Source organism: Exiguobacterium sp. SH0S2 (assembly GCF_004337185.1).
Lineage (GTDB): Bacteria > Bacillota > Bacilli > Exiguobacteriales > Exiguobacteriaceae > Exiguobacterium > Exiguobacterium aurantiacum_A.
Genome location: NZ_SJVB01000002.1, coordinates 204,860 through 221,700, shown reverse-complemented (window position 1 = coordinate 221,700; position 16,841 = coordinate 204,860). Strand labels below are relative to the sequence as shown.

The 16,841-nt window shown below is 55.1% G+C and carries 15 protein-coding genes; 7 read left to right on the top strand and 8 right to left on the bottom strand.

Annotated features, from left to right (window positions below; translation table 11 throughout):
- The first annotated feature begins 12 nt into the window (after window positions 1-12).
- From tagH to EVJ21_RS05920, 3 genes are read left to right on the top strand one after another with little or no spacing between them, the layout of a single operon-like run.
- Window positions 13-870 carry a teichoic acids export ABC transporter ATP-binding subunit TagH gene (gene tagH / locus EVJ21_RS05930; protein ID WP_131438859.1) on the top strand — a complete coding sequence of 286 codons (858 nt, stop codon included), beginning with the start codon at window positions 13-15 and terminating at the stop codon, window positions 868-870.
- Window positions 867-1,976 carry a non-hydrolyzing UDP-N-acetylglucosamine 2-epimerase gene (gene wecB / locus EVJ21_RS05925; RefSeq protein ID WP_070328536.1) on the top strand — a complete coding sequence of 370 codons (1,110 nt, stop codon included), beginning with the start codon at window positions 867-869 and terminating at the stop codon, window positions 1,974-1,976. Before tagH ends, wecB begins: the two co-directional genes overlap by 4 nt.
- Before the next feature lie 58 nt (window positions 1,977-2,034).
- The gene (locus tag EVJ21_RS05920) at window positions 2,035-3,465 is read left to right on the top strand and encodes an MBOAT family O-acyltransferase (protein ID WP_070328537.1); all 1,431 of its coding nucleotides are present in this window, start codon (window positions 2,035-2,037) and stop codon (window positions 3,463-3,465) included.
- A gap of 88 nt (window positions 3,466-3,553) precedes the next feature.
- Here the strand turns inward: EVJ21_RS05920 and EVJ21_RS05915 are convergent, their stop codons facing one another.
- Window positions 3,554-4,645: an alginate O-acetyltransferase AlgX-related protein gene (locus EVJ21_RS05915; protein WP_161567004.1), complete on the bottom strand. Its 1,092-nt coding sequence runs from the start codon at window positions 4,643-4,645 to the stop codon at window positions 3,554-3,556.
- Window positions 4,646-4,946: 301 nt separating this feature from the next.
- On the opposite strand from EVJ21_RS05915, the gene EVJ21_RS05910 reads away from it, so the two are divergent.
- Entirely contained in the window at window positions 4,947-5,450 is a 504-nt protein-coding gene (locus EVJ21_RS05910) for a YdcF family protein (protein WP_131464196.1), read from the top strand.
- A gap of 10 nt (window positions 5,451-5,460) precedes the next feature.
- On the opposite strand, the gene EVJ21_RS05905 is transcribed toward EVJ21_RS05910, so the two are convergent.
- The 3 genes from EVJ21_RS05905 to EVJ21_RS05895 all read right to left on the bottom strand — a co-directional run bounded on the left by EVJ21_RS05905 (window position 5,461) and on the right by EVJ21_RS05895 (window position 8,907).
- Window positions 5,461-7,236, bottom strand: coding sequence for an acyltransferase family protein (locus EVJ21_RS05905; protein ID WP_131490088.1), 1,776 nt, complete (start codon window positions 7,234-7,236; stop codon window positions 5,461-5,463).
- Between the two features lie 172 nt (window positions 7,237-7,408).
- Window positions 7,409-8,593 carry a chromate efflux transporter gene (chrA, locus tag EVJ21_RS05900; protein WP_131490087.1) on the bottom strand — a complete coding sequence of 395 codons (1,185 nt, stop codon included), beginning with the start codon at window positions 8,591-8,593 and terminating at the stop codon, window positions 7,409-7,411.
- Between the two features lie 5 nt (window positions 8,594-8,598).
- Window positions 8,599-8,907: a PadR family transcriptional regulator gene (locus EVJ21_RS05895; RefSeq protein ID WP_131490335.1), complete on the bottom strand. Its 309-nt coding sequence runs from the start codon at window positions 8,905-8,907 to the stop codon at window positions 8,599-8,601.
- Between the two features lie 202 nt (window positions 8,908-9,109).
- On the opposite strand from EVJ21_RS05895, the gene EVJ21_RS05890 reads away from it, so the two are divergent.
- A complete protein-coding gene (locus EVJ21_RS05890; RefSeq protein WP_236633336.1) occupies window positions 9,110-11,794 on the top strand; it encodes an HD domain-containing phosphohydrolase in 2,685 nt (894 codons plus the stop codon).
- A 39-nt stretch (window positions 11,795-11,833) separates the two neighbouring features.
- On the opposite strand, the gene EVJ21_RS05885 is transcribed toward EVJ21_RS05890, so the two are convergent.
- Genes EVJ21_RS05885 through EVJ21_RS05875 form a run of 3 tightly spaced genes read right to left on the bottom strand, consistent with a single transcriptional unit; the run spans window position 11,834 to window position 14,998 of the window.
- Window positions 11,834-12,934 carry an ABC transporter permease gene (locus EVJ21_RS05885; protein ID WP_070328543.1) on the bottom strand — a complete coding sequence of 367 codons (1,101 nt, stop codon included), beginning with the start codon at window positions 12,932-12,934 and terminating at the stop codon, window positions 11,834-11,836.
- A complete protein-coding gene (locus EVJ21_RS05880) occupies window positions 12,921-14,060 on the bottom strand; it encodes an ABC transporter permease (RefSeq protein ID WP_236633337.1) in 1,140 nt (379 codons plus the stop codon). The genes EVJ21_RS05885 and EVJ21_RS05880 overlap by 14 nt, the downstream gene beginning before the upstream one ends.
- Before the next feature lie 5 nt (window positions 14,061-14,065).
- The gene (locus EVJ21_RS05875; protein WP_070328545.1) at window positions 14,066-14,998 is read right to left on the bottom strand and encodes an ABC transporter ATP-binding protein; all 933 of its coding nucleotides are present in this window, start codon (window positions 14,996-14,998) and stop codon (window positions 14,066-14,068) included.
- A gap of 149 nt (window positions 14,999-15,147) precedes the next feature.
- Here EVJ21_RS05875 and EVJ21_RS05870 point away from each other — a divergent pair, with 149 nt between their 5' ends.
- Complete coding sequence (locus EVJ21_RS05870; RefSeq protein ID WP_070328546.1) at window positions 15,148-15,546, top strand: hypothetical protein; 399 nt, start codon at window positions 15,148-15,150, stop codon at window positions 15,544-15,546.
- Window positions 15,547-15,601: 55 nt separating this feature from the next.
- The gene (locus EVJ21_RS05865) at window positions 15,602-15,799 is read left to right on the top strand and encodes a CsbD family protein (RefSeq protein WP_071398105.1); all 198 of its coding nucleotides are present in this window, start codon (window positions 15,602-15,604) and stop codon (window positions 15,797-15,799) included.
- 38 nt (window positions 15,800-15,837) lie between these two features.
- Here EVJ21_RS05865 and EVJ21_RS05860 read toward each other — a convergent pair whose 3' ends face one another.
- Window positions 15,838-16,761: a CAP domain-containing protein gene (locus EVJ21_RS05860; RefSeq protein WP_131490085.1), complete on the bottom strand. Its 924-nt coding sequence runs from the start codon at window positions 16,759-16,761 to the stop codon at window positions 15,838-15,840.
- Between the last annotated feature and the right edge of the window lie 80 nt (window positions 16,762-16,841).

Genomic DNA, 16,841 nt, shown 5'->3' with positions numbered 1-16,841 from the left:
GAGCGGTGACGTATGAGCTACCAAGTAAAGTTTGAAAACGTATCAAAACGGTACACGTTGTACCGGAAACAAAGTGATAAGCTGAAAGAAGTGTTGTTCAACCGGGCGAACGGTAAGCAGTTTTATGCGCTCCGTAACGTCACGTTCGAAGTCCCGCCTGGGGAAGTCGTCGGGATTCTCGGGATTAACGGTTCGGGGAAATCGACGATGTCGAACCTTCTGTCGGACGTCATCCCGCCGACGCACGGCAAGATCGAGCTGCGCGGAAAACCGTCGCTCATCGCCATCTCGTCTGGGCTGAACGGAAACTTGACCGGGATGGAGAACATCGAACTGAAATGCCTCATGCTCGGCATGGACAAGCATCAAATCAGAGCGATCACCCCGGAAATTATCGAGTTTGCCGATATTGGCGACTTTATCGATCAACCGGTCAAGACGTACTCGAGCGGAATGAAGGCACGACTCGGCTTCGCCATCTCGATCAATATCAATCCTGACATCCTCGTCATCGATGAGGCGCTCTCGGTCGGAGACCAAACGTTCACCGACCGCTGTCTCGTCAAGATGAACGAGTTCAAAGACGAAGGAAAGACCATCTTCTTCATCAGTCACTCGGTGTCACAAGTTCGGCAGTTTTGTACGCAGGCGATCTGGCTTGAATACGGTGAGATCCGTGAGTACGGACTCGTCGACGATGTGGCCGACGAGTACATGAAGTTTTTGAAATGGTTCCGTACGCTTGATTCGAAGCGTCAATCGGAGTTCAAACAGCAAAAAATGGAGCAACGCACAACGATCGTCGACCAGCACGATATCGGTGAGACGATCATTTTGCCGCGTCACCCCCGAAAAGGAGAATCACTATGATTAAAGTTATGACCGTGTTCGGCACGCGTCCCGAAGCCATCAAAATGGCTCCACTCGTTTTGGAGCTCAAAAACCGTGAAGGGATCGAACCGATCGTCGTCGTCACAGCCCAACATCGGGAGATGCTCGACCAAGTCTTGCAATTGTTCAAAATCACACCAGACTATGACCTAGACGTCATGAAGAAGAATCAAACGCTCTTCGACGTTACGACACGCGTCCTTCACGGACTCGATGAAGTCATGAAGGAAGCGAAACCGGACATCGTCCTCGTCCATGGGGACACGACGACGACGTTCGCGGCGTCACTCGCGGCGTTCTACAACCAGATTGCCATCGGTCATGTCGAGGCAGGGCTACGCACGTACAACAAGTACTCGCCGTATCCGGAAGAGATGAACCGTCAATTGACTGGCGTCATGGCTGATCTACACTTCGCACCGACTGAGACGTCAGCTGAGAACTTGCTTCGTGAGAACAAGACAGAAGCAGACATCTTCGTCACAGGCAACACGGCAATCGATGCGTTGAAGACGACCGTTCAAGACGGGTACGACAATGAACTGTTGAACTCAATCACGTCACAAGGCAAGCGCCTCGTCTTGTTGACGGCACATCGTCGGGAGAACCTCGGTGAACCGATGCGCAATATGTTCCGTGCTGTCCGTCGCTTGATTGAAAAATATGACGATATCGAAGTCGTCTATCCGGTCCATATGAACCCGATCGTTCGGGAACTGGCCGGTGAGATTTTAAACGATCTCGACCGCGTCCACTTGATCGAGCCGCTCGACGTGTTCGATTTCCATAACTTCGCATCACGCTCACACTTGATCTTGACAGATTCAGGTGGCGTACAAGAAGAAGCACCATCACTCGGCGTACCGGTCCTTGTCCTTCGTGACACGACGGAACGTCCAGAAGGTGTCGCAGCCGGAACGCTCAAACTCGCAGGCGTTGAAGAAGAAGTCATCTTCGGCCTCGCTGACGAGCTCTTGTCTGACGCGGCGGCGCACCAAAGCATGGCGAAAGCGTCTAACCCATACGGGGACGGGGAGGCGTCACGCCGCATCGTCGACGCAATCGTCGAACGCTTCACGCGTTGATGGGTTTAGGCTGTCCCTCGGGGCAGCCTTTTATTTTTTATGAGAAAGGAGGGAACTCATGCTCTTCAGTTCGACGATTTTTTTATTCTGGTTTTTACCGATTGTTCTTATTCTCTATTATGTCGCACCGCGTTTTTTGAAGAACACGGTGCTCCTGATTGCCAGTCTATTGTTCTATGCGTGGGGAGAACCGATCTATACGACGGTCATGCTCGCATCGATCGTCATGAACTATGCGTTCGGTCTGCTCGTCGACAACAACCGTGACGACAAGAAGAAGGCGAAATGGCTCGTCGGGGCGATGGTCGCTGGAAACGTGTTGCTGTTATCCGTCTTCAAATATACGAGTTTCATTATCGAGAACGTGAACGCCATCACGGGTCTCGAGCTGACCGATCCCAAAATCCCTCTACCGATCGGGGTGTCGTTCTTTACGTTCCAAGCGATGAGTTACGTCATCGATGTGTATCGAAAAGATGGGAAAGTCCAGCGCAACCCGCTCGACCTCGCGCTCTACATCTCGCTCTTCCCACAACTGATTGCCGGGCCGATCGTTCGCTATCAGACGGTTGCTGACGAGATCAATGATCGCCGTGAGACGATGGACGACTTTGCGAGCGGGGTGCAACGGTTTGTCATCGGTCTCGCTAAGAAAATGCTCCTCGCCAACAACGCCGGCTACGTGGCCGACCAAATTTTCTCGCAAGATGCCGGGGAGATGTCGATGGGCCTCGCTTGGATCGGGATTATCGCGTACTCGCTTCAGATTTATTTTGATTTCTCTGGATATTCCGACATGGCGATCGGGCTAGGACGGATGTTTGGTTTCCATTTCCTTGAGAACTTCAATTATCCGTACATTTCAAAGTCGGTGTCTGAATTTTGGCGCCGCTGGCACATCTCGCTCGGTAGTTGGTTCCGTGACTATGTCTATATCCCGCTTGGTGGGAACCGTGGCAGTGCGTGGAAGCTCTATCGTAACCTCGCCGTCGTCTGGATTCTGACCGGGGTTTGGCACGGTGCGAGTTGGACATTTATCGCCTGGGGTGCCTACTATGGAATCTTTATCATGCTTGAGCGGGCGTTCCTCGGGGCGTGGCTCAAAGCACTCCCGGCACCGCTCGCCCATGCGTTCACGTTGTTCGTCGTCATCATCGGTTGGGTGTTCTTCCGAGCGGATGACTTTCCGTACGCCATCTCGTACTTGGCGGCCATGTTCAACTTGAATGGAGCGGCGGTATGGGATAGTGAGGCGATGTTCTACTTCGTCCAATACGGGGTCATCTTACTGATTGCGATGATTGCGGCGACACCGCTCCCGAAAGTGTTTGGGGAAAAAGTGCTCCGTCTCGAACAGGAGAGCAAGAAACTATGGGTCAACTACATGGCCGGTTTCATGCGCCTCGGATTTATGGCGACAATCTTCATCTTCGCCGTGTCGTATATTATCGCGAGCAGTTTCAACCCGTTTATCTACTTCCGGTTTTAATTCCTGTTTGTTCTAAGCAACGGCTAGGAAGAGCGCACAACAAAGAGAGACGAATCATCCTATTCGGGATGATTCGTCTCTCTTTTGTTTACTCATTCAACTTGTCGTGATAGAGCGGGATGAACTCACCGAGGTTGACGTTGTGGATGAACAAGACGACGTCGATGTCGTTATCCTTCACATACGTTTCAATCGATGACTCATCGAAATGGCGGATATCGATGACCGACAGATGACCAAAATGTTCCGGCAACAGCGTTAGCATCGGATTTGCGTACGAATCTTTCAAGATGAGTGTCCGTGTATCATTCTTCGGCGCCTCTTGGTCCATTGTGATGATCGGCCAGTTACGGTGTAAGAAGAGCGAGTACATCTCCGTGTACGTCTCTTCTGATTTGAGCGGTTTTTTGTTGATCAAATTACCGTTACACGGTTCGGCCCGGTTGTAACAAATCGAACTTGGCGTGAATCCGGCCTTTGGTTCCATCCATTCGAACGTATCACCGTTTTTGACGTATTGGAGCGTTGTGCTACGGGCGTAAGAGCCGTAGTATGGGCGGTCGTGCGCCTTCGTCCGGAGTTCGCCTGGCTTGAGCGGATCACTGACTTCGGGATGTTTGGCAGCAATCTGCTTCACCGTTTGGACGTAAGCCAGATAAGCGCCGTTTATATTCCAGTGGTAGTCGGTCTTATAAAAGACGTCACTCAATTTGTCTGCCGTGTTCAGTGGCTTCCGGTAATCCATGACCGTCATTCCCTCGACCGTAGCCAAGCTGTCACGCGTTTCTTTAAAGATTGTTGGTGCCTCGTTGCCCATGTAGTCAGGCATGTTCGGTTCGACTTCGACCATCGAAGCTTTGTTCGGGGCAAGACCGAAGTAGACGTCGACGCCAGACGACTGCATCGACGTCGTGAACGCCGACAGATCATCGAGGAGCATGTTCGTATCGATCGTCTCTTTCATGGGAGACTCCATCGTCCCGTCAGCCGAAACATAAATCCCATTCTTCACGGTCTGCCGGAACAAGTCTTTCGATAAAAACGCATGTAAGCTGATCCAGCTGTCACGGTTAAAGACGTGATCGGTGACATACGTCTCGACGCTCTTCATATAGGCGCCGGACATGACGTTCTCGAACGTGAGGTCGGCGGTCGCTTTGGCGAGTTGGCGATTCTCCATGGAAGAGACTTCGCGTTTCTCCGAAGAGAGCGTCACATAGGCGCCGCCTATAAGAAAGGCTAAAAAGCCTATGATTAGCAAACTATGGAATACTCGTTTTGTAACGATATGTCGCGTCTCGTGCCGCTGTCGTGTGCTCCGAGGCGTAGGATTCAAGTTTTGCATTGTTGCGACTCCTTCAAATTCAAATTAATCCGATACTCATTCTACCATATATTTGCTTTACCTACTGTAACAAAAACGTATCAGTCAATCGAAGAAGCCGTTGATGCTATACTTGAAATCAAGGCAGGTGACCCCTATGCGACGACATCAAGCGGACGGTACGTACCGGTACGTCCTCATCTTAGGGGCGAAAGTGAACGGGACGGCACCGTCACGGGCGCTCCGAAACCGAATCGACGTGGCGGCTACATATGCGCACCAATATCCGCACGTCAAACTAATCGCCTCCGGCGGGCAAGGTCCGGACGAAGGGATGGCCGAGGGGCGCGTCATTGCCCGGGAATTGATCGACCGTGGCGTCGACCCGGGGCGCATTCACATCGAAGCTGACTCGACGTCGACGTACGAGAACTTTTTATTCAGCCGCGACGTGTGGGCAGGCGAGACGGGACTGACGGTCGTGACGAACGACTTCCATGTGCGCCGGGCCCGGCTCGTCGGGAGGCTCTACTTTGGGCTCAAGACGGACGCGCTCTATGCCCCGACGCCGGCTGCGGCGAAAGCGAAGTATGTCATCCGTGAACAGCTCGCCTATATCAAGCTGTTGATCAACTATATGCGCTGGAAGTGGCGCCCATGAAAACAAGGACTTAGCGGTTGCTAAGTCCTTGTTCGTCGTGACAGCCAATCTCTTCAGACAACAACTTTCCGAACGCCTCGGCGCCATCGATGTTCAAATGGACGCCGTCACTCTCAAAGTAGTCGGCTTTATCGGCGGACGCTTCATGCCAGTCGATGAGCGTGACGAAATCGTGCCGCTCGCTCGCGCGCTTGAGCTTTTCGTTCACTTCGCGTTCCCACGGGCGCGGGACATGCGTATTGATGACGTACACGTGATCGGCTGATTCAAACATACCGATCAACGTGTCGAGCTGTTCCATCTTGAAAGCTCCGTTCGTCCCGAGATGGAGGAAGACGACATGGCCGGGGGCATCAAATTCACGATAGCCCGCGGCGACGTCTTGCGCGTCACGGACTTGGCGGCCGACTTCGGCGTCGATCGTCATGTTCGGGAACGTGGTACCGAGATACTCGTTCAAGCCGAGCAAGACCGAGTCGCCGATGGCAAGGGCGGGCGGGCATGACTCGACCGGCCGTTCGGTCGTCGTTTCTTTTGGCTTCGGCTTCGGTGCTTTGACGACCGGGAGCTCGTGTTGCCGGTCCGAGTTATCCGTGAACGCGAGGATCGTCAAATTCCCGACGAGGACGAATGACAAGACCGTCGCGGTTGTGATCGCGAACAGTCGAGCCGGTTTGATGTTGCGAGTCGGGATCAGGTTGCGGATGACATGGCGGAACCCGTCGCGGCGAATCGGTGTCTCGACGTAGCGGTAAGACGCTTCAGCGATGAGCAGCGTGAGCATGGCTTGACCGAGTGCGAGAAGGGGATTGAACGAACCGATCCGCTCAAGCGGGGTCGTCAAGATGATGACCGGATAGTGCCATAAGTAGATGCCATACGTCCGTGTCCCGATCAACCGAAGCCAAGCGCTTCCAAACAGACGGGACCAGAGCGTCGACGGATGGGCCGTCGCGGCAATCAACACACCTGACGCCACGGCGACGAGCAAGAAACCTCCATAATAGAGGAACGCATCATAAGCGTTCGCTGTCATCATGACCGTGACGAGCGTTATGAGCGCTCCGGCGCCACCGACGTTCAAAATACGAAGACCGAGCGCTGGCATCTCGCGCTTGAACGCATCCGGACGCCAACCGAACGCGAGCAACGCCCCGATGAGGAGCGCGAACAGACGCGTGTCGGTACCGTAATAAACACGGCTCGGGTCGGTCCCGGGTGTGAAGCTGATTGCCATCCAAACGGTTGAAGCGAGTAAGACGATGCCGGTGAGCTGGAGGAAGCGTTTCTTCACGGTCAGCCCAAAGATCAACAGCAGCGGCCAGACCAAGTAGAACTGCTCCTCGATCGAGAGCGACCACAGGTTTTGGAGCGGTGACGGCTTGCCGAAACTCTCGAAGTACGAGACGTCGTGGAAGATATACCACCAGTTGTTCACGTAGGCGAGCGCGGCGAGCGTATCTTGGCGCACCGTATCGAGCAGTCCGCGCTCGAACAACGTGACGTACGCCATGACGACCGAGAGCATGAAGACGAGCGCCGGCAACAGGCGCCGGAACCGGGCGACATAGAATCGTTTTAAATTGATCCGTCCGTGTATTGCTTGCTCACGAAGTAAGATGCCGGTGATTAAATAACCGGACAGGACGAAGAATAAGTCGACGCCAAGGAAGCCGCCGGGTATGTATGGTGCGTTCAAATGAAAGAGTATGACTGCGAAAACGGCGAACGTGCGCAGGCCGTCGAGACCTGGCATATACGTTGTTTTATGATGTAAGGGCTGCATGACCCCACTTCCTTTCTCAAGTCCGAGCGGAACGTTTCCCTCTTTTGTAAAGGGATCCATACTCCAGTATAGCGAGCGCCAGACTTGAAAAAGTTTCAAATGATTAACATTTTAGCTTGCGAAGTGGAGAATAACAGGGAACAAAAAAAGGGACACGAAGTCCCTAGTCACGTTACAACATTCCGATAATCGTCCCGCCGATGACGCCAGCGATGACGAGTGCCCAAGGCGGGAGTTTCCAGTAGGCGATTATGACGAACAAGAGGGCGGCGAAGACGAAGTCGACGGCGCCGTTCACCGTGCTCGTGAAGATCGGCTGATAGAACGCGGCGATCAAAATCCCGACGACGGCCGCATTGACACCGATCAACGCACCTGCCACTTTCGGGTTGCGCCGGAGTGCGTCCCAAAACGGCAACGCCCCGAGGATGAGCAGGAACGCCGGCAAGAAGATGGCGAACGTCGCGAGCAGTCCGCCCGGGACACCGTTGATGACGGTCCCGAGGTACGATGCGAACGTGAACAGCGGACCCGGGACGGCTTGGGCCGCCCCGTAGCCGGCGAGGAACGCCTCTTCGCTCAAGAATCCGGCCGGGACGAGCTCGCGCTCGAGGAGTGGCAAGACGACGTGACCACCACCGAAGACGAGGGCACCGGCCCGGTAAAAGCTGTCGAACATGGCGAGCGACTGGCTTTCTATCGTCTCGCGCAAGAGCGGCAAGATGACGAGTAACGCTCCGAACAGACCGAGCAGCGTCGCCCCGAGCCGTTTCGAGAGCGGGAACGAGGCCGACTTGACGTTGAGGTTTTGCGGCTTGAACAGCAAGAATCCGGCGAGCGCGGCGAAGAGGATGACGAGCACTTGGCTATACGTCGTCTGCCAGAGGAGCACACCGGCGAGCGCGAAGAAGGCGATCGTCCGCGTCTTTGCGTCCGGTGTCAGTTTGCCGGCCATACCGAGAATGGCGTGGGCGACGATGGCGACGGCGACGACTTTCAAGCCATACAGCCAGCCCGCGTCCGAGACGTCGAGTCCTGAGACTAAAAGGGCGAACAAGATGAGGGCGATGACGGATGGTGCCGTGAAGCCGATGAACGAGGTGATACCGCCGAGGATACCGCCACGGACGATGCCGATGCCGATCCCGACTTGACTGCTCGCAGGGCCAGGTAAGAACTGACAGAGGGCGACGAGGTCGGCATACGTTCGCTCGTCCATCCATTTCCGACGCCTTACGTATTCCTCATGGAAGTAGCCGAGGTGGGCGACCGGTCCGCCGAACGATGTCAAGCCGAGCCGGGTTGATACGAATAAAATCTCCAGTAACGTCTTGAACGTCACACGTTGATTGGCCATTGGTTTCACTCCTTGATCTCTTTGAATAGTTCGTGCGCTTTTTGACGGGCTTCGGCCAAGACGACGAGCCCTTTTTCGGTCGTCGTATAGTTCTTGCGGATATGACCGTCGACCAACTCGTTCGTCCGAGTGAGCAGGCCGTCTTGTTCCATGCCGTGCAGGATCGGATAGAGCGTCCCGGCACTGATCGCGTAACCGTGCTCGCGCAGCTCTTCGACCATCCACGCCCCATAAACCGGGTGTTCGGACGCATGGTGCAAGATGTGGATATGAATAAAACCAAGAAACAGCTTACGAAGGACGCGGTCTTCCACTTGCTTCATCTCCTTGAAATCGATTTTCGATATCGGGTTTCGTAATCATACTAACAACGGGGAGCGAACCGTGCAACCTGTGAGGTGGGATTTACAAAAACTTAATGTGTGCACATTGGGAGGAATTGATTCGGAAAATATAGGGAATTCATCGAAAATGAGGTAAACTAAAATGTAGAAAAACAGCGTAGGAGGAAATGACGTGACAGAACGAGACAGCACCCATTACAGATCTTTGTTGCGCCATATGCCCCAAGGCTACGTCGAATTCAAAGTCATCTTCGACGGTGCCGGGGAGCCGGTCGATTATGAGTTTGTCGAAGTGAACGAAGCGTTCGAAAAGATGATGAAGGCGAAGCGCAAGCAGTTTCTCGGCGGACGCATCACCAAGCAGTTGAAAGACTTTGAATACAGCGAACGCGAATGGATCGTTCAAGTCGCGCGAGCGGTGAACAACGGCGAGACGATCAAGTTCGAACACTTCTCGCGCCGGAACAAAGCGTGGTATGAACTGTCCGTCTTCAGCGAACGACCAGGTTACGTCTCGACCTTGTTCCATGACATCACCCCGCACGTCCAAGAGAACAACGCCTTGAAACAACTCGTCAACGTGTCGCATCGCTTCGTCGCCACGGGCCGGGAACTGTTGATGAACCAACATTTCCTTGACCAGATCCGGGACTTCACCGGTGCGAAAGCGGTGACGCTCAACTTGGTGAATGACGATGGACAAACGTACTCGACGGTCGCGATCTCTGGAATCGACGAGCTGCTCGAACGCAGCTTGGATGTCCTCGGCTTCCACCCGGTCGGCAAGAAATGGCCGATGAGCCGGAAACGCATCGAGCTGTTGGAGTTGCCTAGTCCGATCATCTTGGACGAGATCGAACCACTCATGGACGGGGTGTTGCCGAAACGGCTCGTCAAAAACATTTTACGCATCTTCGACCTCGGGCAAGTCATCTTGTTCAAGATTGAAAAAGACGGCGTCTTTTACGGTGATTTGACGATTGTCATGCAAGGGAAGAAGCGGGCCGACCGTCTCGGTCTCGTCGAGCTGTACATCGTCCATATCCTCGAACAGATGACGAAAGTCGACCGTCAAGTCGGTGAGGCGAAAGAATCGATGTTTGAAGGGTTCGCCACCGTTGACCTCGAGTGCATCATGTCATTGACGACGCGAGACGTACTGCATTTGAATAAGGCGTGGGAGCGTGTGCTCGGCTTCCCAATCGAGTCACTCGAGAACATGGACTTCATCGGGCTCGTCCATCCTGACGATCAGGTGAAGACCGAAGCGGCCTTTAGTGAGCTCGATACGGCGCGTGAACTGTTCCGGTTCGTCAACCGCTTCCGGACGATCGATGGGGATTACCGCTCGATCGAATGGCATTGCAAAGTCCAAGGCAACTACATCTACGCCGTCGCCAAGGACGTGACCGAACGCGTCCAGCTCGAAGAGGAACTCGCTGAGCGCGACCGTCTGCTGACAAAGTTGTCCGACCAGGTCCCTGGCGCCATCTACCAGTTCGAGCTCCGGCCGGACGGGTCGTTCTACTTCCCGTTCTTCAGCCGTGGCTTTGAAGTGTTGACCGGGGTCACGGCGGACGAGGTGAAACGGGATGCGAATCTCGTCTTCTCAAAAATCCATCCGGACGATTATCCGCAAGTGATGGCGAGCATCCAAGAGTCATATCGTAGCTTGACGATTTGGGACGCCGAGTTCCGGGTGTATACGCCGGACGGGCGGACGAAGTGGATCCTCGGGTCATCCCGTCCCGAGAAGCTCGCCGAGGGGCACGTGCTCTGGCACGGATACATCGGGGATGTGACCGAGAAGAAGACGTACGAGATGGAAATCGAGTATTTGAGCTATCACGACCAGTTGACCGGGGTGAAAAACCGCCGCTACTTCGACGAGGCGCTCGTCACGTTCGACGAGCCGGGCTATTACCCGCTCGCCCTCATCGTCGTCGACATCAACGGCCTGAAACTGACGAATGACGCGTTCGGCCACCTGGTCGGAGACCGTCTCTTGATCGAAGCGACGAATATTTTGAAGCGTGAAATCAGCGGTGTCGATACGGTCGCCCGGATCGGCGGTGACGAATTCGTGATCATCTTGCCGAATACGTCGTTATCTGATGCGCAGCAGTTGTCCAATCGATTGAGCCGTTTATTCCTTGAAAAATCGATTGAAGGGTTGCCGATCTCGGCATCGTTTGGAGAAGCGGTCAAAACCGACGGCGCACTGTCGATCATGGACGTGTTCAATTTGGCTGAAGACCAGATGTACCATCATAAAGTGTCCGAGAAGCAGAGCCGCCGCCATTCTTCGATTCAATTGATTATGCGGACGCTGTATGAGAAAATCCCGCGCGAAGAGGCGCACTCGCAGCGTGTCGCCGAGCTATCAGGTCAGCTTGGCGAGGCGATGAACTTGACGAGCAGTGACGTGAACGAGTTGAAGACGGCCGCCATCTTGCACGATATCGGCAAGGTCGCGATCAGTAATGAGATTCTCGACAAAACGGGTGCTTTGACCGAAGCTGAGTGGCGCGAGATCAAACGTCATCCCGAGGTGAGTTACAATATTTTGAGCACTGTCCCTGAGTACGGGACGCTGTCAGAGATTGTGCTGTCGCACCATGAGCGTTGGGACGGGAACGGTTATCCAAACGGCATAAGCGGATTTGATATTCCGCTCGCCTCCCGGATCATCGCGCTCGCCGACACGTTCGACGTCATGATGACGGGCCGACCGTACCGCCAAGCGAAGACGCTCGCCGAGGCGCTCGCCGTCATCGAACAAGAGGCAGGTCGTCAGTTCGACCCTGTGCTCGTCGAGGTGTTCTTCCAAAAGATTGTTCCGACGTTACAACGCTAAAAGGCGAGACGCTCTGATGAGTGTCTCGCCGTTTTTGTGTCATGTGAGCGGTCGTTTTTTCAACGCGAAGACGGTCGCCGCGAACACGATGAGCGCCATACCGACCATGACGAGGACAGAGAGCGTCGGGAACCGATCGTCATACATGTCGGCGACCCCGCTATTGAACCAATAGGTTGGCAAGAAGCGTCCGACGAGCTGGAGCGACTCCGGGAGCCACGTCAAGCTGATAAAGGCGCCCCCGGTGATGGCGGCGGCCATCGTGACCGACGTCTGCCAAATGTTTGCCTTGTCCCGATTCGTCGCGAGGACCGCGATGAGTGAACCGATTGCGAGACAGACGAACAAATAGACGGTGAACAACAACGTGAGCACGGGGAGGTGAGCGATGATGTCTTGCCGATAGAGGACGGCGCTAAAGACGAGCAGCATGAGCACGTAGATGAGCCCGACGGCGCAAAATGATAAAAACAGCGACCCGACGTAGCGGCGCGGCGTGACCGGTGCCGCGAACAAGCGCGAGTAAATCAATTCATCCCGGTCGTCGGCGACAAAAAGCGGAATGAACTGGAGGAACGCCGACATCATGACGAACGACAACAGCCCGAGGAACGCCTGTGTCCGCGCGGTCGTGCCGACACTTTCTTGGAACGGCTCGCTCGAGAGCGTGTAACCGTTCATTGTCTCCGCTTCCGCCAACTCGAGGAATCGCCCTTCGTCAAACTCACTCGCCGCGAGCAGTTGCCGCTCGCGGGAAAGGTGGGAGTTGAGCGCCTGTTCGATCAAGGCGGCGTCACTCCCTTCGGTCGCGCTGAACGAGAGCCGCGGAATGTCGCCGGCGAACAAGTCTTCCGTAAAACCGTCCGGGATAGTTAAGACGATATCTTGTCCTTCGAGCAGCGCCTCGTCGGCCTCGTCCGTCTCAAGCGGTGTCACCGAACCGAACCGGCCCGCCTCTTCGATGACCCGGCCCGACAACGAGCCGCCGTCACGGTCGAGAATACCGATCGAGACGTTCAAAGCAGACGTCGAGTTGAGGAACGACAGGACGAGGGCGAATCCGAACACGGATACGAACGTGAACACCCATAACCCTTTTCTTCGGAGCATCCGTTTAGCGACATGCCTAAACAAGACCACGGCGGCTCACTCCTTTCCATAACAGCAGGCTGATTACGGTGAAGACGGCGACGTGCAGGGCGAGCCAACCGAGACCTTGCCAAAACAAGGTGACGTCCCCGCCCCGGAGCAGCACTTGGAGGATGCCGTCGCGCATAAAGATCGGCATGAACACGTACTTCGCCCACGGTGCGACGCTCAGCGTCACTTGGTCGAATCCGGGGACGTAGCCCCCGGAGAGGATCATGATGATGGCGACGCTACCGTTGACGATCGCGTCTTTCGTACTTCGCGTGACGCGAGGCAGACTGGCGATTATAAATCCGAACGCGGTGCCGTAAAGGGCAAGTGCGACCCAGGCGAGAAACAACAGTCCGAAGTGGACGTAGTCGAGCGAGAAGCTTCGGTAGACGAAATGGCTGAACCAAAAGACGAGCACGAGCTGCAGGAAGATGAGCACGTAACGGCTGAACGTGCGAGCGAGCCGGTAGTCGATTGTCTTGACCGGAGCGGCCTGGATCCGGAGATAGCTGCCTTTCATCGGCTGTTCCTCACTGAGCATGCCCGTGATATAGAAGGCGCCGAATAAGGCGGTCATGATCGAAATCGTGACCGTGAAGTATTCGAGCGAGGTCGGGGTGCGGCCCGACAAGTCGACGCTCTCGCTGTCGATGAACGTCTCCGGCTCGAACGGGACGGCGACGCCTGACTCGGCGAGCATGATCTGTTGATTGGCGACGTCGGTATATTGCCGGATGACCGCCTCGAGCACATCGAACTCGATCGTCGTCGGTTCTTCATACAAGAGACGCACGTTCGACCCGTCGAGGTGCAAGATGACGTCGGCATCGCCGTCGTTGACGCCACGTTCGGCAGCGGCGACGCTGTCGTACGGGACGAGGTTGACGAACGCCTTGATGTCATCGTCGGCGAGGAACGTCTCGAGCGGGACGCGATAGTCGTCGGTCGACTGCTCGACATAAGCGACGTCTGTGACCGGGAGTGAGAAGTCGTTACTGAAAATGGCAGACAGCATCGTGCCGAGCCCGAAGATGAGGATGATCGGGAACAGCAACATCCAAAACAAGGTCGAGCGGTCGCGCAGTTGTTGTTTGACATCGTATTTGATGAACGTCCACGTCTTCATGACCGTCACTCCCTTAGCGTCTTGCCGGTCAAGGCCAGGAAGACGGTATTCAAGGACGGGCGGTCGACAGTGATCGACGTGAACCGGACCTTCGCGTCGTGGAGCACGTCGAGGAGCGGGGCGAGCGGCGTGTCTTTCTCGAGCGACACCTCGATGTACGGCTCATGATACTCGACTTTCTTTACTTGACTGAGTGCGCCGAGCCGTTCGATGAGCCCTGGCGTCAAGGCATCAACTTTGATGCGGGCCGTCTCGAGCGTCATGACTTGGTCTTTCAACTCGTCTTGCGTCCCTTCGGCGATGATCTTCCCTTCGTCGACGATGGCGACGCGGTCGCACAGCATCTCGACTTCCTCCATGTAGTGGGACGTATAGATGATCGTCGCCCCGCGCCGGTTCAACTCACGGATGTTCTCGAGGATCGTGTTCCGCGACTGCGGGTCGATGGCGACGGTCGGTTCGTCCATAAAGATGAGCTCCGGTTCATGGACGATGCCGCAGGCGATATTTAAACGACGCAGCAGCCCTCCGGACAGTTCCGGCGGACGTTTCTTTTGGTGAGCGGTCAGCTCGACGAAGTCGAGGGCGGCCTCGGTCTTTTGTTTCGCCTCGGCCGGCTTGAAGCCATAAAGTTCGGCGAAAAATTGGATGTTCTCGAACACGGTCAGCTGGTCATAGACGGAAACGTGCTGCGGGACGATGCCGACGCGTTGCTTGATCGCCTGTTCGTCTTTCGGCATGACGCGGTCAAAGATACGGATCGTACCACTGTCGGCAGGATATAGGTTGAGCATGACGGAGATGGCGGTCGTCTTGCCGGCCCCGTTCGGACCGAGCAGACCGAACAGTTCGCCTGCTTCGACGTGGAGCGAGAAGTCGTTCAAGGCGATTGTCTCCCCGAAACGCTTCGTGACATGGTCGAGTGCGATGATGGACACGTGGACGCAACCCCTTTCAGATGGACGGACAGAAAAAGAGCATACAGAGATTTGTTCCCGTTTGCAGGGATTTTGAACGTGTTGGCGAATCAATTTGTTATAGTCCGATTATTCAGACAATTATAAAAAGAGGGAAGTAGGGATTGAGTATGAAAGGGTGGCAGTTCAACAAAGGAGAAGCGGGTGAAAAATTTCCTGACGAGATGGCGTGGGCGTTATTTTGCACGGTCGAGCCGAAGCGGATGGATGCGACGCTCCCGTTTTATTATGACGAGTCGGTGTTCCGCTTCACGAACGGGAAAGAGTCGTTCTATTTTAAAGTCTCCCCGAGCTACCACGAGTTCGAGGTGAACGTCAAAGGCGAGACGGGCGAACTGCTCTACTATCAACTGCTCCGCACCGTCAGCAAAGTCGAAGTGCTCGAAGACCGGCGCGACCATGGGGAGCTTTTAATCGTCATGACCGAGGACCGGACTCGGACCGTGACGACGATCGAGCTGACCGTCCGGCCGCGGTTTCGTGTGCTCGTCAAAGAGCACTATGTTTGAGTTTTCTTCAGAGTGGTACATTGTTTAGACACGATACCACGAGGAGGAGATTCATATGAAAGACGGACTAAACAAAAAAGTCGACGGATTCATCGATAAAGCGGCCGGAAAAGCGAAAGAAGCAGTCGGCAAATCGTCGGACAACCAGTCGCTCAAACGTGAAGGTCAAAAGGATCAAGTCAAAGGTACGGCAAAAGAGAAGACGGGCCAAGCCCAACAAAATCTCGAAAGCTTGAAAGACGAGCGCCGCTAATCAAAATGGAGGACCGCCATGGGGCGATCCTCCATTTTTCATTTCGTCAAAAACACTTGGACATGAATCGTCGAGCCTTGTGCGTTTTTCGCTGTGCCGACCCCGAGATGCGTGAAGCGGCCGTTCAAGATGTTGGCGCGGTGCCCGCTCGAGTTCATCCAAGCGTCGACCGCTTGGCCAGGGTCACTCGACCCCATATAAATATTCTCGCCCCAGCCACGATAGCTGACGTTGTAGGCGTCGAGCGTGTCACCCGGGCTGCCGTTCTCACGGAGTTGGTGCGAGAATTGACCGGTCCGTGCCATCTCATCGGCCCGGACTTGGGCGACGCGGTTCGCTTCGCTCGAGGCGGCGAGCGTTGTCAGGCCAGCCGCTTGGCGCTCTTTGTTCGTCTCGCTCAAGACGCCGCTCGCGGGAGCGGTGAACGTGACGTGTTTCGCCATGATGTAACCGGTCTTCGTACCACTCGTCGCCTTATACCAACGTGTCGAGCCGGTATAACGGTACGAGCTCGTCTCGAGCTTTACACCTTGGCGGAGGAAAGCGACGTTCGAAGACGTCGTGAGCGGTCGTGATTTCAAATAGACGCTCGACGGGGCGACGTAAGCCGTTTTCTTGAACGCGACTTCCGCCGTCGATAGTTTGACGTAAGCGGCCGGGACGTAGGCGACGCCAGCCCCCCATTTAATCTTGTACCACTTTGATCCGCCGACGGTGAACGACGTCCGGATGGTCATCGTGCCGTAACGCTTGATTGAGCCGAGTCGTGCTGCTGAAAGCGACGGCGTTTTGCGGACCGGGAGCTGGCTGATGCCCGTGACCGAACCTTTCGTGTTGATTGCTGTTTCTGTATACGCCGCTTGGACGGTGGCCTGTTCGAGCGGGAGCGAAGCCGTCGACGGGGTGAACGTGAGCGCCGCGGCGAGTGCGCTTGATACGAGGATGGTAGTTGGTTTTTTCAAGAGGGAAGTCTCCTTTTCCGATAATATAACCATATAATATATTGAATAGGGCAATAGTGGGTATTACCATTGGATTACAA

Bases quoted from the DNA above. Each gene is read 5' to 3' on its own strand.
- tagH (WP_131438859.1), top strand. From the start codon at position 13: ATGAGCTACCAAGTAAAGTTTGAAAACGTATCAAAACGGTACACGTTG.
- wecB (WP_070328536.1), top strand. From the start codon at position 867: ATGATTAAAGTTATGACCGTGTTCGGCACGCGTCCCGAAGCCATCAAA.
- EVJ21_RS05920 (WP_070328537.1), top strand. From the start codon at position 2,035: ATGCTCTTCAGTTCGACGATTTTTTTATTCTGGTTTTTACCGATTGTT.
- EVJ21_RS05915 (WP_161567004.1), bottom strand. From the start codon at position 4,645: ATGGAGAATCGCCAACTCGCCAAAGCGACCGCCGACCTCACGTTCGAG.
- EVJ21_RS05910 (WP_131464196.1), top strand. From the start codon at position 4,947: ATGCGACGACATCAAGCGGACGGTACGTACCGGTACGTCCTCATCTTA.
- EVJ21_RS05905 (WP_131490088.1), bottom strand. From the start codon at position 7,236: ATGCAGCCCTTACATCATAAAACAACGTATATGCCAGGTCTCGACGGC.
- chrA (WP_131490087.1), bottom strand. From the start codon at position 8,593: ATGGCCAATCAACGTGTGACGTTCAAGACGTTACTGGAGATTTTATTC.
- EVJ21_RS05880 (WP_236633337.1), bottom strand. From the start codon at position 14,060: ATGAAGACGTGGACGTTCATCAAATACGATGTCAAACAACAACTGCGC.
- EVJ21_RS05870 (WP_070328546.1), top strand. From the start codon at position 15,148: ATGAAAGGGTGGCAGTTCAACAAAGGAGAAGCGGGTGAAAAATTTCCT.
- EVJ21_RS05865 (WP_071398105.1), top strand. From the start codon at position 15,602: ATGAAAGACGGACTAAACAAAAAAGTCGACGGATTCATCGATAAAGCG.